22 protein-coding genes, 1 tRNA gene and 1 other annotated feature are annotated in these 15,423 nt (G+C 35.0%); of the genes, 22 read left to right on the top strand and 1 reads right to left on the bottom strand.

Going from position 1 to position 15,423, the window contains the following annotated elements:
- The first annotated feature begins 105 nt into the window (after positions 1-105).
- The 7 genes from RZ78_RS03810 to RZ78_RS03780 all read left to right on the top strand — a co-directional run bounded on the left by RZ78_RS03810 (position 106) and on the right by RZ78_RS03780 (position 5,333).
- Positions 106-2,169, top strand: a complete 2,064-nt coding sequence (locus tag RZ78_RS03810; protein WP_054608176.1) for a peptidoglycan D,D-transpeptidase FtsI family protein — start codon at positions 106-108, stop codon at positions 2,167-2,169.
- 135 nt (positions 2,170-2,304) lie between these two features.
- Positions 2,305-2,454 carry a 50S ribosomal protein L33 gene (gene rpmG / locus RZ78_RS03805; RefSeq protein WP_034530852.1) on the top strand — a complete coding sequence of 50 codons (150 nt, stop codon included), beginning with the start codon at positions 2,305-2,307 and terminating at the stop codon, positions 2,452-2,454.
- Between the two features lie 53 nt (positions 2,455-2,507).
- Positions 2,508-3,050, top strand: a complete 543-nt coding sequence (locus tag RZ78_RS03800) for a 5-formyltetrahydrofolate cyclo-ligase (protein ID WP_081006894.1) — start codon at positions 2,508-2,510, stop codon at positions 3,048-3,050.
- Positions 3,051-3,084: 34 nt separating this feature from the next.
- Complete coding sequence (locus RZ78_RS03795) at positions 3,085-3,711, top strand: rhomboid family intramembrane serine protease (protein WP_054608283.1); 627 nt, start codon at positions 3,085-3,087, stop codon at positions 3,709-3,711.
- A 30-nt stretch (positions 3,712-3,741) separates the two neighbouring features.
- A complete protein-coding gene (locus tag RZ78_RS03790) occupies positions 3,742-3,939 on the top strand; it encodes a YqgQ family protein (protein WP_034530853.1) in 198 nt (65 codons plus the stop codon).
- Between the two features lie 24 nt (positions 3,940-3,963).
- Entirely contained in the window at positions 3,964-4,932 is a 969-nt protein-coding gene (locus tag RZ78_RS03785) for an ROK family glucokinase (protein ID WP_034530854.1), read from the top strand.
- Between the two features lie 20 nt (positions 4,933-4,952).
- A complete protein-coding gene (locus RZ78_RS03780) occupies positions 4,953-5,333 on the top strand; it encodes a rhodanese-like domain-containing protein (protein ID WP_054608175.1) in 381 nt (126 codons plus the stop codon).
- Positions 5,334-5,383: 50 nt separating this feature from the next.
- On the opposite strand, the gene RZ78_RS07440 is transcribed toward RZ78_RS03780, so the two are convergent.
- Positions 5,384-5,560, bottom strand: a complete 177-nt coding sequence (locus RZ78_RS07440) for a DUF3042 family protein (RefSeq protein ID WP_034531052.1) — start codon at positions 5,558-5,560, stop codon at positions 5,384-5,386.
- A 135-nt stretch (positions 5,561-5,695) separates the two neighbouring features.
- On the opposite strand from RZ78_RS07440, the gene miaA reads away from it, so the two are divergent.
- The 15 genes from miaA to RZ78_RS03705 all read left to right on the top strand — a co-directional run bounded on the left by miaA (position 5,696) and on the right by RZ78_RS03705 (position 15,417).
- Positions 5,696-6,625 (top strand): tRNA (adenosine(37)-N6)-dimethylallyltransferase MiaA, encoded by a 930-nt coding sequence (gene miaA, locus RZ78_RS03775; RefSeq protein ID WP_054608174.1) that lies wholly within the window; start codon positions 5,696-5,698, stop codon positions 6,623-6,625.
- 77 nt (positions 6,626-6,702) lie between these two features.
- Complete coding sequence (locus RZ78_RS03770; RefSeq protein WP_053791775.1) at positions 6,703-7,071, top strand: MerR family transcriptional regulator; 369 nt, start codon at positions 6,703-6,705, stop codon at positions 7,069-7,071.
- A 36-nt stretch (positions 7,072-7,107) separates the two neighbouring features.
- Complete coding sequence (glnA, locus tag RZ78_RS03765; RefSeq protein WP_034531055.1) at positions 7,108-8,451, top strand: type I glutamate--ammonia ligase; 1,344 nt, start codon at positions 7,108-7,110, stop codon at positions 8,449-8,451.
- A gap of 91 nt (positions 8,452-8,542) precedes the next feature.
- Positions 8,543-9,055, top strand: a complete 513-nt coding sequence (locus RZ78_RS03760) for a hypothetical protein (RefSeq protein ID WP_054608173.1) — start codon at positions 8,543-8,545, stop codon at positions 9,053-9,055.
- Positions 9,056-9,130: 75 nt separating this feature from the next.
- Positions 9,131-9,204: transfer RNA gene (locus RZ78_RS03755), tRNA-Arg, on the top strand.
- A 98-nt stretch (positions 9,205-9,302) separates the two neighbouring features.
- Positions 9,303-9,379 (top strand) — a sequence feature (ribosomal protein L21 leader region).
- Positions 9,380-9,397: 18 nt separating this feature from the next.
- Entirely contained in the window at positions 9,398-9,706 is a 309-nt protein-coding gene (rplU, locus tag RZ78_RS03750) for a 50S ribosomal protein L21 (protein WP_034531057.1), read from the top strand.
- Between the two features lie 14 nt (positions 9,707-9,720).
- Positions 9,721-10,065 carry a ribosomal-processing cysteine protease Prp gene (locus RZ78_RS03745; protein ID WP_053791773.1) on the top strand — a complete coding sequence of 115 codons (345 nt, stop codon included), beginning with the start codon at positions 9,721-9,723 and terminating at the stop codon, positions 10,063-10,065.
- 21 nt (positions 10,066-10,086) lie between these two features.
- Positions 10,087-10,383, top strand: coding sequence for a 50S ribosomal protein L27 (gene rpmA, locus RZ78_RS03740; protein ID WP_034531059.1), 297 nt, complete (start codon positions 10,087-10,089; stop codon positions 10,381-10,383).
- Positions 10,384-10,555: 172 nt separating this feature from the next.
- Positions 10,556-11,119: an elongation factor P gene (gene efp, locus RZ78_RS03735; protein ID WP_034531060.1), complete on the top strand. Its 564-nt coding sequence runs from the start codon at positions 10,556-10,558 to the stop codon at positions 11,117-11,119.
- Positions 11,120-11,164: 45 nt separating this feature from the next.
- Positions 11,165-11,602: an Asp23/Gls24 family envelope stress response protein gene (locus RZ78_RS03730; RefSeq protein WP_034531061.1), complete on the top strand. Its 438-nt coding sequence runs from the start codon at positions 11,165-11,167 to the stop codon at positions 11,600-11,602.
- Positions 11,602-12,003 (top strand): transcription antitermination factor NusB, encoded by a 402-nt coding sequence (gene nusB, locus RZ78_RS03725; RefSeq protein ID WP_034531062.1) that lies wholly within the window; start codon positions 11,602-11,604, stop codon positions 12,001-12,003. The genes RZ78_RS03730 and nusB overlap by 1 nt, the downstream gene beginning before the upstream one ends.
- Positions 12,004-12,103: 100 nt before the next feature.
- On the top strand, positions 12,104-12,961 hold the full coding sequence (locus RZ78_RS03720) for a bifunctional 5,10-methylenetetrahydrofolate dehydrogenase/5,10-methenyltetrahydrofolate cyclohydrolase (RefSeq protein ID WP_053791772.1): 858 nt from the start codon (positions 12,104-12,106) through the stop codon (positions 12,959-12,961).
- Positions 12,954-14,294, top strand: a complete 1,341-nt coding sequence (xseA, locus tag RZ78_RS03715) for an exodeoxyribonuclease VII large subunit (protein WP_054608172.1) — start codon at positions 12,954-12,956, stop codon at positions 14,292-14,294. The genes RZ78_RS03720 and xseA overlap by 8 nt, the downstream gene beginning before the upstream one ends.
- The gene (locus RZ78_RS03710; RefSeq protein WP_034531065.1) at positions 14,294-14,524 is read left to right on the top strand and encodes an exodeoxyribonuclease VII small subunit; all 231 of its coding nucleotides are present in this window, start codon (positions 14,294-14,296) and stop codon (positions 14,522-14,524) included. Before xseA ends, RZ78_RS03710 begins: the two co-directional genes overlap by 1 nt.
- The gene (locus RZ78_RS03705) at positions 14,524-15,417 is read left to right on the top strand and encodes a polyprenyl synthetase family protein (RefSeq protein WP_054608171.1); all 894 of its coding nucleotides are present in this window, start codon (positions 14,524-14,526) and stop codon (positions 15,415-15,417) included. The genes RZ78_RS03710 and RZ78_RS03705 overlap by 1 nt, the downstream gene beginning before the upstream one ends.
- Positions 15,418-15,423 lie beyond the last annotated feature (6 nt).

The following is a 15,423-nucleotide window of genomic DNA, read 5'->3' as shown; positions in this document are numbered from 1 at the left end:
CTTCCTATGTATTTTGATTGTTACTTATAAAGTAACCAACTATAGTATACAATAAACCAGACTAAATGACTGATTAACATATAATAATTAAGGAGTTAGATTGTTTTGAATAGTTTTTTGCAAAAAATATTCCACCACAGTGATCGTGGGGAAAATTCAAAGGTACCATTTAGATTAAATATTATTCTGACAGTTGTCGGAGTTTTATTTGCCATTCTAATAATCCAGTTGGGTTATTTACAAGTTATTAATGGAAACCAATATAAGGCTGAAGTTAGCCGATCTGATAATTCCGTTAAGTATGGAAATGTGCAAAGAGGGATGATTTACGATTCTACCGGTCGTGTACTTGTTGGAAATAAAGCCCACCAAGCTATTCAATACACTAAGGGATTATCAGTAACTAGTGCTGACTTATATAAGATTGCCAACACATTAGGCAAATACTTAACTGTTGACACTTCAGCATTAACTCCTAGACAAGAAGCTGATTTTTACTTAGCTAATGCCGATAACCTTAAGAAAGTAAGCTCTAGTATTACTTTTCCTAAGGGCGCAAGTACTAGTGAAGAATACGCTCTAGAACTTCAAAAAGTTATGAATGACAAGCTATACAGCACAGATAAAGCAACTAAGAATGCTGCATCAATCTTCCAAAAGATGAGTGGTTCTTACCAATTATCAACTACATACATCAAGACAACCAATGTTACTAATAAGGAAATTGCCGAAATTGGTGAACATTTAGATGAAATGCCTGGTGTTCAAATTGGTGATAGTTGGACAAGAGAATATCCAAACGGTAACGCCATTCAAAGTATTGTTGGAACTGTTTCTTCTGAAAAGGTTGGTTTGCCAAGTGACAGAATCAATACACTATTAGCAGAAGGTTACTCCAGAAATGATAGTGTTGGTCAAAGTTACCTAGAAGAAAAATACGAAGCTACTTTACGTGGTTCAAAATCACAAACCTTAATCAAGGGTGGTAGCTTAGATAAAGCTGTTAAACAATATGGTGGTCAAAAGGGTGATAACCTTCAATTAACCATTAACTCTGAATTCGAAAAGAAGATTCAATCACTAGTTGAAGAAGCTGATCAAGGTACTGGTAATTCAACAGGTGCATACGCAGTTGTTATGAACCCTAATACTGGTGGAATTATCGGTTTAGCTGGGGTTAGTCGTGATCCAGAAACTGGAAAAGAAACTCCAAATGCTCTTGGAACAATTAACAGTTCAATCGTTATGGGTTCTGTTGTTAAAGGTGCCATGATTTCTGGTGCTTTAATGGACAAGGTTATTACACCAACTAACTCTACTTTAACTGATAAGCCAATTTTAACTGGTGGAATCAGAAAGGCATCATGGTTTAACCAAAATGGTAATCATGATATTGCACTCGATGCTTCAACAGCGCTTGAAGTTTCATCTAACTCTTACATGATGCAATTAGCAATGAAAGAAGCTAAGTTCAACTACGTTGAAGGTGGAGCATTAACAATGAATCCAGATGTCTTCAATATTATGAGAGGTTACTTCAACCAATTTGGTTTAGGTGTATACACTGGAATTGATTTACCTGGTGAAACAAAGGGTATTCAAGGTCCTAGTGGTTCAGCAAACATTGGTAAGGCACTTGATTTATCTTACGGTAACTATGATGCTTACACACCAATGCAAGTTGCTCAATACATTTCTACAATTGCTAATGGTGGATACAGAATTGAACCTCACATCGTTCAAAGCATCCGTGCTTCAAATAAGAGTGGTAAGTTAGGTCGAGTTAAATACACTGTTACACCAACTGTACTAAACAAGATTGATATGACAGCTGCACAAAGAAAAGTTGTTACTGATGGTTTCTACAAGGTGGTTCATGGTACTAACGAATACAGAACCGGTATTACTTTAAATACTGTTAAACCTTCAATTTCAGCTAAGACTGGTACTGCCCAAACATTCTACTCAAGTGGAAAGAAGGGTTCAAAACCAGTTGAAACTGTTACTTTGAGTTTGGGATCATTTGCTCCTTCAGATAATCCACAAGTGGTAGTTGTAGTTGCAATTCCAAACTTGCCAAGTAACGCAGAAAGCAATAATATTGACTTAGCTCAAAAGATTTATCAAGCATACTGGAAGTACGTTCAATCCGACAGTGGCTTGAAATAATTGCTGTTAAGTAATTTTCCTTAACAATATTTATATAAACTCTGGTCAAATCAAAGAAAAAATGATAATATATTAAGAGTTGAAAGTTGTTTATATAAAAATTAAAAATACAACTAACTTGGAGGTGTAACTAAGATGAGAGTACACATTACTTTAGAATGTACAGAATGTCACGAACGTAATTACTTATCAACTAAGAGTCGTCGTAACAACCCTGATCGTTTGGAATTAAAGAAATACTGTCCACGTGAAAGAAAAGTTACATTACATCGTGAAACAAAATAAGGATTCGGGTTTAAAGGCCCAAATCCTTTTTTTATATTCTGGGAAGTGAATAGATGGATAAATCAGCAGCTCGAAGTGAAATTTTAAATAAACTTAAAAATTTAGATAATAGAGAAGATGTACAATATTTATATAATCAGTTGTTTGAAACTAATGAGTGGATTGCGGCAACTTCAATTGGAGTAACCCTTAGTACTGATATCGAGATTGATACTGATCCAATCATTGAAAAAGCACTAAGTGATAACAAAAGAGTATATGTTCCCAAGGTGATTAATAAGAGCGATATGGATTTCATTGAGTACAACCATGAAACCAAGTTGTTTGTTAATAAAATGGGGATTTCTGAACCAGTTGATGGTCAAGGCGTCGACGTCAATGATATTGATTTGTTGATTGTTCCGGGAATGGCTTTTGATATGTCTAATAATAATCGACTTGGCTATGGTGGTGGATACTATGACCGAGTTTTAGTTGATTATCCTGGAAATACTATTGCACTTGCTGATAGAATTAGAATGTATGAAAAATCAATATGGAAAGTAGATGAGTTTGATCAACAAGTTGAAACAATTATTCACTCAAATTTCAAATAATCGTTTATATCGAAAAATAGATGATGTTCCTTTTATGACTGAAGGAATTTTAGCAATAATTATATTCGTATATTTATTTGGTATCGTTACAAATTCAACGGATGCAATTATTAATTATGGTGCTATGTATCGTCCACTAGTCCAATTTGGTCAATGGTGGAGATTCATCACACCAATATTTATTCATCTATCATTTCTACATATTTTAATGAACGGAATTAGTTTATACTATGTAGGGATTCAGCTTGAAAAGATTTTTGGACACATTAGATTTCTTGTGATTTTCATGTTGTCAGGAATATTTGGTAACATTGCCGGATTTGCATTCTCAAATGGAGCAAGTGCTGGTGCAAGTACCGCTATCTTTGGATTGTTCGGTGTATTTTTGATGTTAGGTGAAACATTTCATGATAATATGTATGTCAGAAGAATGTCACAAAGTTTTCTATTACTAATCGTCTTGAACATTGGATTCGACTTAATGTCACCAGATATTGATATAATAGGTCATATTGGTGGTTTAATTGCTGGGTTCTTATTGCCTTACGTAGTAGGACTACCATCAGAGTTTAAAATTCCAATGGTAAAGAAAATATTGGCATTAATTGTATTGCTAGTATTTGCATATTTTTGCTTAAAAACTGGTTATTTTGCAAATTAATTAGTGCATTTTTCGTTAGGATGTGGGAAAATGAAGACGTTGTACGATGTTCAACAACTTTTAAAAAAATTTGGAATCTATGTTTACGTTGGCAAAAGATTGTGGGATATAGAGGTTATGGCATTAGAGCTTGATCATCTACATGATGCTGGACTCGTAACTAAAGAAGAGTTCATACAGGCAAAGCTTGTATTAAAACATGAACATGGAATCGAAGAAAAGAAATAATACAATTTTTAGGAGGAAACTAAAATGGTACGTAAGTTAATTGGAATCGATTTAGGAGGTACAACAACTAAGTTGGCATTCCTAACTGATAGCGGTGAAATCTTAGATAAGTGGGCTATTACCACCGATGTAAGCGCTAACGGAGAAAATATTGTTCCAAATATCATTAACTCTATCGCAAAAAAGATGGAGGACTCTGATCATAAAATTGACGACTTTATTGGAATTGGAATGGGAACTCCAGGTTCAGTAAACCGTGAGGAAGGTACTGTAATTGGGGCTTACAACCTAAACTGGAAGACTACCCAACATATTAAGGATCAAATCGAAAAAGCATTAGGCCTACCATTTGCTTTAGATAACGATGCTAACGTTGCTTCACTAGGTGAATACTGGAAGGGTGCCGGAAGTAAGGACTCAGACGTTGTATTCGTAACACTAGGAACTGGTGTTGGTGGAGGTGTTATCGTTAACGGTGAATTAGCTCACGGTGTTAACGGTGGTGCTGGTGAAATTGGTCACATTACTGTTGAACCAGGTGGATTCGAATGTACTTGTGGTAAGCGCGGTTGTCTAGAACAATACGCTTCAGCTACTGGTGTTGTTAAGGTTGCTAAGAACCTTTCAAGCGAATTCACTGGTCAATCAAGACTAAAGGAAATGATTAATTCAGGTGAAGAAGTAACTTCAAAGGTTGTCTTCTTCCTAGCTGACAACGGTGATATTTTTGCAAACCAAGTCGTAGATCACGTATGTTACTACTTAGGTCTCGCATTAGCTAACGTTGGTAACACATTGAACCCTGACAACATTGTTATCGGTGGTGGTGTTTCAAACGCTGGAAACACATTATTACAACCAACAACTAAGTACTTCCAAGAAAATGCATTTAGACCTGTTAGAGATTCTACCAAGATTCGTCTAGCTCAATTAGGTAACGATGCTGGGGTAATTGGTGCTGGTTCATTAGCTTTAAGAAACATTAACAAATAACATTAGGGGTGTAATAACACATGATTCCATCCATGCTTTTAATTGTTGTTATTCTATTAGCAATCCTAATCTATAACAGCATTACTAGAATGAGAGCAAACCGTGTTGCTACTTTTGTTGATGAAGAAGAATTCAAGCAAGGTAGTCACAGGGGACAAATTGTTGACTTAAGAGAAAACAGAGACTTTGAATCTGGTCACATTTTAGGTGCCAGAAGTATTCCTTACTCAACAATCAAGATGTTTTATAAGAACATTCGAAAAGACATGCCAGTGTACTTATACGACCAAGGTAAGACTTTGAGTATTAAGACAGCTATTTTACTTGGTAAGAATGGATACAAAGATATTTATATCCTAAAATCAGGTTTTAGAAACTGGAATGGAAAGACTAAGAAGTAAATAAAAAAAGCACTTTACAATTCGTAAAGTGCTTTTTTTATTATTTCATATTAGTTTAAATGAGCGGAACGTTGTTTACGAACAACTCTTTTTCTGTTTTCTTCTAGTTTATCAGCTTGACCTTCAACAGGGTCTACAACTTTTTTCTTGAAAGAGAATAATGCTCCAGCAACTGCGCTTGAAGTTGCTAATGCACCAACAAAGAATCCTTTAGCGAATTTTTTCATTTTAAGTCCTCCTATATAATAATTTGCTTTACACTTACCATTATGATGTTTTTTTATTTATTTATCCAGTCTTAAGTATATTTTAATTCAATATTTTATATGCTAAACTTATATAGGCAGAAATGGTGGGATAATATGCAAAAAGTGCTAATAATTGTCGGACCAACAGCGGTCGGAAAAACAAGTTTATCAATTAAGTTGGCTAAGAAATTAAATGGTGAAGTTATTTCTGGTGATTCTATGCAGGTTTACAAACACTTAGACATTGGAACAGCCAAAGTGACAAAAGAAGAATCAGAGGGAATTGTTCATCATTTAATCGATATTATTGATGTCGACAAAAGATATTCAGCGGCTGATTTTGTTGAATCGGCTAATAAATTAATTGATGATATTCATAAACGGGGAAAACTTCCAATTATTGTGGGAGGAACTGGATTTTATATTCAATCACTTGTCGATGGATTGAACCTTGGCGGTGATCACTATGATAATGAAGCCTATCGAAATCAAATGCATGCGTTTGCCGAAGAAAACGGCAAGCATGCATTGTGGCTTAAATTAAAGAGCGTTGATGAAGTATCCGCCAAAAAGATTGGTGAAGAAAATGAACGCCGAGTAATTAGAGCTCTAGAAGTTTATCACAACACAGGTATTAAATTCTCAGAACAAACCAATAATGCCGTATCAATTGATCCATATATTATTGCACTTAATACCGATAGAAAGGTATTGTATGATCGCATCAATAAACGTGTTGATATTATGTTTAAAGAAGGTTTAATCGACGAAGCGAAATGGTTGAATCAAAAAGGTGACATATCCTTACCAGCATATAAGGGAATTGGTTACCGGGAATTCATCAACTATTTCCATGGTGATTTAGACTTAGAGGATGTTTCCGAATTAATTAAGAAAGATTCTAGACATTATGCTAAAAGACAGCTAACTTGGTTTAGAAATAAGATGAAAGTTAACTGGTATGACATAATATCTAACATGGAAGTTGTAAAAAACATCGAAAAAGATGTATTTAATTGGCTAAATGATAAAAAAGTGCCATAATATGTTAGAAGTTGTTACATTAAATGTTGACATATTAAAATATAATGTTATTATAATGTTGTTAGAAGGAGTTAGATATGAAAGAAAAGGATTTAAGACGTTCGCTTTCAGTACTTCCAATCGGAACTGTTATGAAGTTAACTAGCTTGACCGCAAGACAAATTAGATATTACGAAGAACAGGGATTGGTTTCACCTGAAAGAAATGATGGTAACCGCCGTATGTATTCTTTGAATGATATCGATGTGATTTTAGAAATTAAGGATTATTTAGACGAAGGTTTAAATATTGCTAAGATTCAAGAAATCTACAAGAAGCGTAAAGAAGATAACAAGAATAACGATACGAAGGAATTAACTGATCAAGAAGCACGTAAAATTTTATCTGATGAACTTTTGAACATCGGTGGATTAAATTCACATGATGCTGCAAATAATTCTTTTTAACTAATTTAATGTTGAATACGTTAGGAGTAGGTGTATATGGCTACAAAGCATGATTATTCAAAAGACGACATTCGTCGTATTGTTAAAGAAGAGGACGTAAAATTCTTACGTTTAATGTTTACTGATGTTTTAGGAACTTTAAAGAATGTTGAAGTTCCAATCAGTCAATTAGATGATTTATTAAATGACAAGATTATGTTTGATGGATCATCAATCGAAGGATTCGTAAGAATCGAAGAAAGTGACATGTATTTACATCCTGATTTATCAACTTGGATGATTTTCCCATGGAGTTCAGAACGCGGTAAGATTGCTCGAGTTATTTGTGAAGTTTACAAGACTGATGGAACACCATTTGAAGGTGATCCAAGAAATAACTTAATCCGTGTTCTAAAGGACATGAAGGATGCTGGATTTACATCATTTAACATTGGACCTGAACCTGAATTCTTCCTATTCAAGATGGATGAAGATGGCAAACCAACTGTTAAATTAAATGACGAAGGTAGCTACTTTGATATGGCACCACTTGACTTAGGTGGTAACTGTCGTCGTGAAATCGTTCTAACTTTGGAAGAAATGGGATTTGACGTTGAAGCAGCTCACCACGAAGTTGCTCCTGGTCAACATGAAATTGATTTCGAATATGCAGATGCTCTAAACGCTGCTGATAATATTCAAACATTTAAATTAGTTGTTAAAACAATCGCAAGAAAATACGGCTTATACGCTACATTTATGCCAAAACCACTAAGTGGTATCAATGGTTCTGGAATGCATTTAAACATGTCATTATTTGACGACAGTGGTGATGTATTCTACGACGAAAATGGTGACTTGAAGTTATCAGAAACTGCTTACCACTTCTTAGGTGGTTTAATCAAACATGCGAAGAGTTACACTGCAATTTGTAACCCATTAGTAAACTCATACAAACGTCTTGTTCCTGGATACGAAGCACCAGTTTACGTTGCTTGGTCTGGTTCAAACAGATCTCCACTTATCCGAGTACCAAATGCTCGTGGACAAGCTACACGTCTTGAATTAAGAAGTGCTGATGCTTCAGCAAACCCATATCTAGCAATTGCTTCTGTTCTAGAAGCTGGTCTAGATGGTTTGAAGAACGGTATCGTACCTCCTAAGAGTGTTGACCGTAACATCTACAGAATGGATGCTCAAGAAAGAAAAGAAAACGAAATTGTTAACTTACCAGATGACTTACTAGATGCTCTAGAAGAATTATCTGCTGATGAAACAATGAAACATGCATTAGGTTCAAAGATCTTCAACAGTTACTTAGCTGCTAAGCATTTAGAATACGATGCTTACCGTGCTCAAGTTTCTGATTGGGAACGTAACCAATACATGGAAAAATACTAATAACAATTTAAAAAGAGTCGGCTTTTTGCCGGCTCTTTTTTATTTTTCAAACGTTTGTCATAATGATAAAATAGAATGTGAGGTGTTTAGATTGCTAAAATTTGACGAAATGATTCAACAAGCTGTTGCCAAGTTCAATAACATGGGGCAAAAGCAACAATTGCTCTTAAACGGCAATAATAAGCAACAAAAGCTATTTATCCAATTGGATTTATCTTTAGCTAAATTAGCAGAGGATTCAAAGCGTTTCTCTGTATACAAAAAAGATCAAGAAAATATTGATGTAAAAAACTATAAGGAAATGATTACTAAAGACGTTGCCAACGTAATGAAGTATTACTTGTTGTTTGCTAGCGTTCATAACTGGTTGGACGTAATCGTTATTGATGAAGAAGATTACAACAAAATCACAAACATTGATGCTGATCGTGACTTTAACCAAGTATATTTATCAATTAAACGAATGATGTTTAACGGTTTTTATAATCATTCTAAAAAAGATTTCCAATTTTCCTGGAAAATGTTCCTAAAATTTGGTATAGTAGACCTTGGCGTTGATGATAAATCATTGTCAGCTCAATTTAGTGAAATTAATTCATTATAAAAATTTTAATTGATTTAAAAATGATATTGACACCATGTCGATTATCCGATATAATGTTTTTTGTTGAGTTTTGATGTCGCGATAGCTCAGCTGGATAGAGCAACGGTCTTCTAAACCGTAGGTCGAGAGTTCGAATCTCTCTCGCGACATTTGAATAAATTGTTGAAGCATATCACTTATGATATGCTTTTTTTCTTGACTAAATTATTCAAAATATGTATACTTACTTTGTTGTATTTGTGGACTTTCACAGCTACAACCGCACGGACTGAGTATTAAGTCTTCTTATTGAAGCGCTTATGTTCGGCGAGTCTAAGCATATTATTCAAGGAGGTGCACATTATGTACGCAATTATCGTAACAGGCGGAAAGCAATACAAAGTTGCTGAAGGTGAAGCAATCTACGTTGAAAAGCTAAACGCAAACGAAGGTGAAAAGGTTACTTTTGATCAAGTAGTTTTCGTTGGTGGTGACTCAGCTAAGGTTGGTACTCCACTTGTAGACGGTGCTTCAGTTGAAGGTACTGTTGAAAAGCAAGGCCGTGGTAAGAAGATTACTATTCTTCGTTACAAGCCTAAGAAGGGTTCTCGTTCTAAGAAGGGTCATAGACAACCATACACTAAGGTTATGATTGACTCAATCAAGGCTTAATTAGAGGATTAAAAATGATATTAGCAAATATTATTCATGATAAGCAAAGTGATCGAATTACTAGTTTTAGTTTATCCGGTCATGCTGATTCAGGTGAGTATGGTAAGGACATTGTATGCGCTGCGGTTTCTGTTTTATCCATTTCTACTGTAAATGGGTTAACCGAAGTTGCTAACCTAGAACCTAAAGTTGTCAGTGATGACATCGAAGGTGGTTTTATGGAAGTTACAGTTCCTGAGGCTAATTCTTCCGAAGATGAGATTGCTGCTCAAGCAATTTTATCAACATTCCAAAATGGAATGCGGGATATTTCTCAAAGTTATGCTGATTATATTAAATTAGATATTACAATAGATTAAATTGTACGGAGGTGTAATCCAATGTTAGAAATGAATTTACAATTCTTCTCTCACCATAAAGGGGGAGGTTCAACAGCCAATGGTCGTGACTCTGCAGGTCGTCGTCTAGGTACAAAGGCTGCTGATGGATCAAAAGTTACTACTGGTTCAATCATTTACCGTCAACGTGGTACTCACATTTACCCAGGTAAAAACGTTAAGCGTGCCGGTGATGATACTTTATTTGCTTTAGTTGATGGTGTTGTACGTTTCGAACGTATGGGCCGCAGCAAGCGCCAAGTTTCAGTATACCCAGTATCTGAAGCAGTTGCTAAGTAATTAGTGAATAATGTAGAAAAAGCCTGATTTATTTTCAGGCTTTTTTTATTACCAAAGACTTATTTAAATAAAGCTAACATGATACAATGGTAGTAACGATTACGATTGCAATCGCTGCACTAACATTGCTATCATATAAAACATATTAGTAATACTAGGAGGAGTTTTAATCATGGCAACAATTTCAACTGCCCAATTTAAAACAGGATTAACTATTGAAGTAGATAACGCAATTTGGCGTATCATCAACTTCCAACACGTAAAGCCAGGTAAGGGTGGTGCGTTCGTACGTACTAAACTTAAGAACCTAAGAACAGGTGCTGTTCAAGACAAGACTTTCCGTGCCGGTGCTAAGATGGAACAAGCACAAATTGACACTAGAAACATGCAATACCTATACGAAGATGGTGCAGGTTACGTATTCATGGATATGGATTCATACGAACAAATTACTGTACCTGGTGATAAGATCAAGGATGCTTTAAACTACTTACAAGAAAACATGGACGTAAGTATCGTTCAATACGAAAATGAAGTTATCGGTATCGAAGTACCAAACACTGTTACTCTAGAAGTTGCAGAAACTGAACCAAGTATCAAAGGTAACACTGCTTCAGGTGGAAGCAAGCCAGCTACTATGACTACTGGTTTAATTGTACAAGTACCATTCTTTGTTAACGCTGGTGACAAGCTAGTTATTAACACCAATGATGCAACATACATCTCAAGAGCTTAATTAATAAATAATTGATGCTTTTATTTTGATTGGAGGGTAATTTTTATGGCAGAACAAACAAATATTTCTTTACCAAAGGCTAGTTCAAAGTTTGGGGATATTCAAATCTCACCAAACGTATTGGAAGTAATCGCAAGTATTGCCTCTGTCCAAGTAAAGGGCGTAAAGCGCATGCGTGGCTCATTGGCAACAAGTGTTAATGAACTATTCGGTCGTAAAGAAATGGGTAAGGGCATTAGACTTAATTTTAAAGATGAAAAATTAATCGTTGATGTTTACGTATATCTAAATTACGGGGTTTCTGTTCCTAAAGTTGCTCTAGAAATTCAAGAACAAGTAAAACAACAACTTCTATTCATGACCGAACTTGATTTAGGTGAAGTTAATGTTCATGTAGAAGGTGTCGTTCATGAAAAACAAGATAAAAGAGCTAATTCAAAAAGTTTATTAAACGGCAATAGTAGCGATAAGGGTGAAAAATAGTGGAATTTACTAGACATAAAATAAGAGAGTATGCATTTCAAACATTGTTTGCTATCAATGCAAATGATACAACCGATAAAGAACTATTTTTTCATGCTATCTCAAGAACCGATGAAGAAACAGAAATTCCATCATACTACAACACTTTAGTAGATGGAGTTATCGAAAATAAGGATAGCTTAGACGATAGTATAATCTCATATCTTGTTTCCGGTTGGTCCATTAACAGAATTGCTAAGACAGACCTTGCAATTCTAAGACTTGCGTTTTTTGAAATTAAATACGTTGACGATGTCCCTACAAAGGTGGCAATCAATGAAGCGTTGGAATTAACAAAGAAATACAGTGATGATCACTCGAGAAAATTTGTTAATGGAGTTTTATCAAACACAATTGCTTAAGAAAAATGATTCGCGTAAAAGCGAGTCTTTTTTTATTACATAAACATTTTTTTATATGCTAAAATAAAAGAGAATTAAATAATCCTTTGGAGGTTTTACGATGAGCAATATTATTGATGGAAGATCTTTAGCAAAGAAAGTTAATCAAGAGACTGCAGATATGGTCTCAGAATTAAACGAACAAGGTAAGAACCCTTGTCTAGCTGTGATTATCGTCGGCGATGATCAAGCTAGCCACCGCTATGTGAGAAGCAAGCATAAGAAAGCTCAACAATTAGGAATTAAGTCAATCGTTAAGGCTCTTCCTGCAGAAACCACTGAAGACGAATTATTGAACATATTGAACGACTACAACCATGACGATGATATTGATGCTATTTTGATTCAATCACCACTACCAAAACACATCAACGAAAAATACGTTATGAGTCAAATTAACCCAGATAAAGACGTGGATGGATTCCAAGTGATTAATTCTGGTAAATTATTCTTAAATGAACAAAGTAATTATCCCGTGGCATGTACACCAAAGGGTGTCATGACTATGTTTGAAGAATATGGTATTGATTTGAAGGGTAAAAAAGCAGTTGTAATTGGTAGAAGTACCATCGTTGGTAGACCAATGGCAGCTTTATTAATCAATGCTGGTGCAGAAGTAACAGTGTTAAATCATTATGCAAATATTAAAGAATACACATTAGACGCGGATATTATCGTATCTGCTACTGGTAAGGTTAATACAGTAACAGAAAGTGATGTAAAAGATGGCGTAGTTGTAATTGACGTTGGTCAAAACGTGAATGATGAAGGTAAATTAGTTGGAGACGTTGATTATGATGGTATTGCTAAAAAAGCCTCATACATAACTCCTGTACCTGGTGGTGTTGGTCCAATGACCATCGCTACATTGATGAGACAAACCGTAGAACTATCAAAGTGGAGTGATATTAATGGGTAATGATTACCTAAGTGTTAGCGATTTAACAAGCTATATTAAGAAAAAGTTTGATCGTGATCCTTATTTAGATAAGGTTTATTTAACTGGTGAAATTTCTAACTTTAGATTGAGACCGGCACATCAATACTTTAGCTTGAAAGATGATAACGCCAAGATTAGCGCTATCATGTTTAAATCCGCTTTCGATAAGGTTAAGTTTAAACCCGAAGAAGGAATGAAAGTATTAGTTACTGGTAGAATTTCAGTCTATGAAGCAACCGGTAACTACCAAATTTATATTGATCACATGGAACCAGATGGTGTTGGTGCCTTGTATCAAGCTTATGAACAATTAAAGAAAAAACTATCTGCTGAAGGATTATTCAATGCTCCTAAAAAGGCCTTGGAAAAGTATCCAAAGAGAATTGCGGTAGTTACTTCACCTAGTGGAGCTGTTATTAGAGATATTATTACAACCACTAGAAGAAGATATCCAATTGCTCAAATCGTTTTATATCCTGCCGTCGTGCAAGGTGATGCAGCAGCTGGTGATATTGTTAGACAAATTAACCGTGTTAATGAACGCGGTGATTTTGACACATTAATTATCGGACGTGGTGGAGGTTCGATTGAAGACCTTTGGCCATTTAACGAAGAAATCGTTGCCAGAGCAATTTTTGATAGTAAGATTCCAGTGATTTCTTCAGTGGGACACGAAACCGACACAACAATTGCTGATTTAGTAGCGGATGTAAGAGCAGCGACACCAACTGCCGCTGCCGAACTAGCGGTACCAGTATTGACTGATGTCATGACTGATATTAAAAATGACCAAGTACGAATTTTTAATGCTTTTAGAAACAAATTAAATCAATTACAACAACGTTTAGCTAAAATCCAACAATCATACATTTTCAAGCAACCTGAACGCTTGTATGATTCATACGTCCAAAAGATTGACATGCTAAACGAAAGATTGATGAACGCCCTAAAGGAAACAATCAACCAGTCCGATAGAAAGCTAAATGACTTAGTATATAATCTAAAAATCAATTCACCAAAGAACTTAATCAAAGAACAACAACAAGTTTTACAGGTAAAAGATGACCAATTAAAGAGAAACATTATGTTGTTGATTCAAAATAAACAAAATCAACTAACACAAAGAGTTGATGCGTTAGATCATCTAAGCCCATTAAAAGTTATGTCTCGTGGATTTAGTTTTACAACTAACAGCGAAGGCAAGGTCGTAAAGAAAGTTGACGACATTAAGCAAAATGATGATATTGAACTAAAATTAATTGATGGATATGCGAAAGCAACTGTTAACGAAGTCAAAAAGGAGAGTAAATAATGGCTGAAAAAGCAAGTTTTGAAGATAACATGAACAAACTAGAACAAATCGTTTCCGAATTAGAACAAGGTGACATTCCTTTGGAAAAGGCACTAAGTGAATTCCAAAAAGGTGTTAAGCTAAGTGGCGAACTACAAAGTACTTTGAAGAATGCTGAAAAGACATTAGCTAAAGAAATGACAGATGATGATTCTGAAGTTGCGTTCGAAAAAGAAAGTGAAGATAAGTAATGAGTCAATCTGTAGTTTTATCTGATTTTATTGATGAATATAAACCACAAATTGAAAGTCAACTAGCTAATCAAGTAAAAAAAGATGTTAGCAATGATCAACTTGCTGATTCAATGAGATATTCATTGATGGCCGGTGGAAAAAGACTAAGACCACTAATGAGCATTGCGACATTAAATACTTTAAATCACGAAATGACAGACGATGATTTAAAGGCGATTAGTGCACTTGAATTACTACACACTTATTCATTAATCCATGATGACTTGCCCGCTATGGATGATGATGATTTAAGACGTGGTAAGAAGACTAATCATGTTATTTATGGTGCCGGTTTAGCCACATTAGCCGGTGACGGATTATTAACATTAGCCTTTCAATGGTTAACCGATAATGACCTAGATGAGCATAAAAAGGCTCAATTAGTTTATTATCTATCTAAATTTGCTGGCCCATCAGGGATGGTTGCCGGTCAATCAATGGATATTTTGAATGAAAACAAACAGCTTTCCTTGCATGAAATTAAGAAATTACACGAAGGAAAAACTGGTGCATTGATTAGATATGCCATGATTTCTGGTGGTATTTTGGCAAATGCTAATCATGATGTGATTGATAAGTTAGATCAGTTTGGTGCCGACTATGGTTTGGCCTTTCAAATTTACGATGACATCTTAGATGTTGTCTCCAGTCAAGAAGAACTAGGAAAACCAGTGCACCAAGATGGCGTCAAAAACACTTATACTAATCATTTAGGATTAGATAAGGCATATTCTTACTTAGAAGACACAATTAGCCATAGCCGTCAAATTTTAGACGAATTAAAAGATGAAAATGATGTCGATACAAAATTGTTATCATCATTTTTAGATTACTTTAAAATAGAAAAATAGGAGTAG

Source organism: Apilactobacillus kunkeei, assembly GCF_001308195.1.
Taxonomy (GTDB): Bacteria; Bacillota; Bacilli; order Lactobacillales; family Lactobacillaceae; genus Apilactobacillus; species Apilactobacillus kunkeei_C.
Note: the sequence above shows the minus strand (reverse complement) of the source record. Positions and strands in the feature narration are given on the sequence as shown.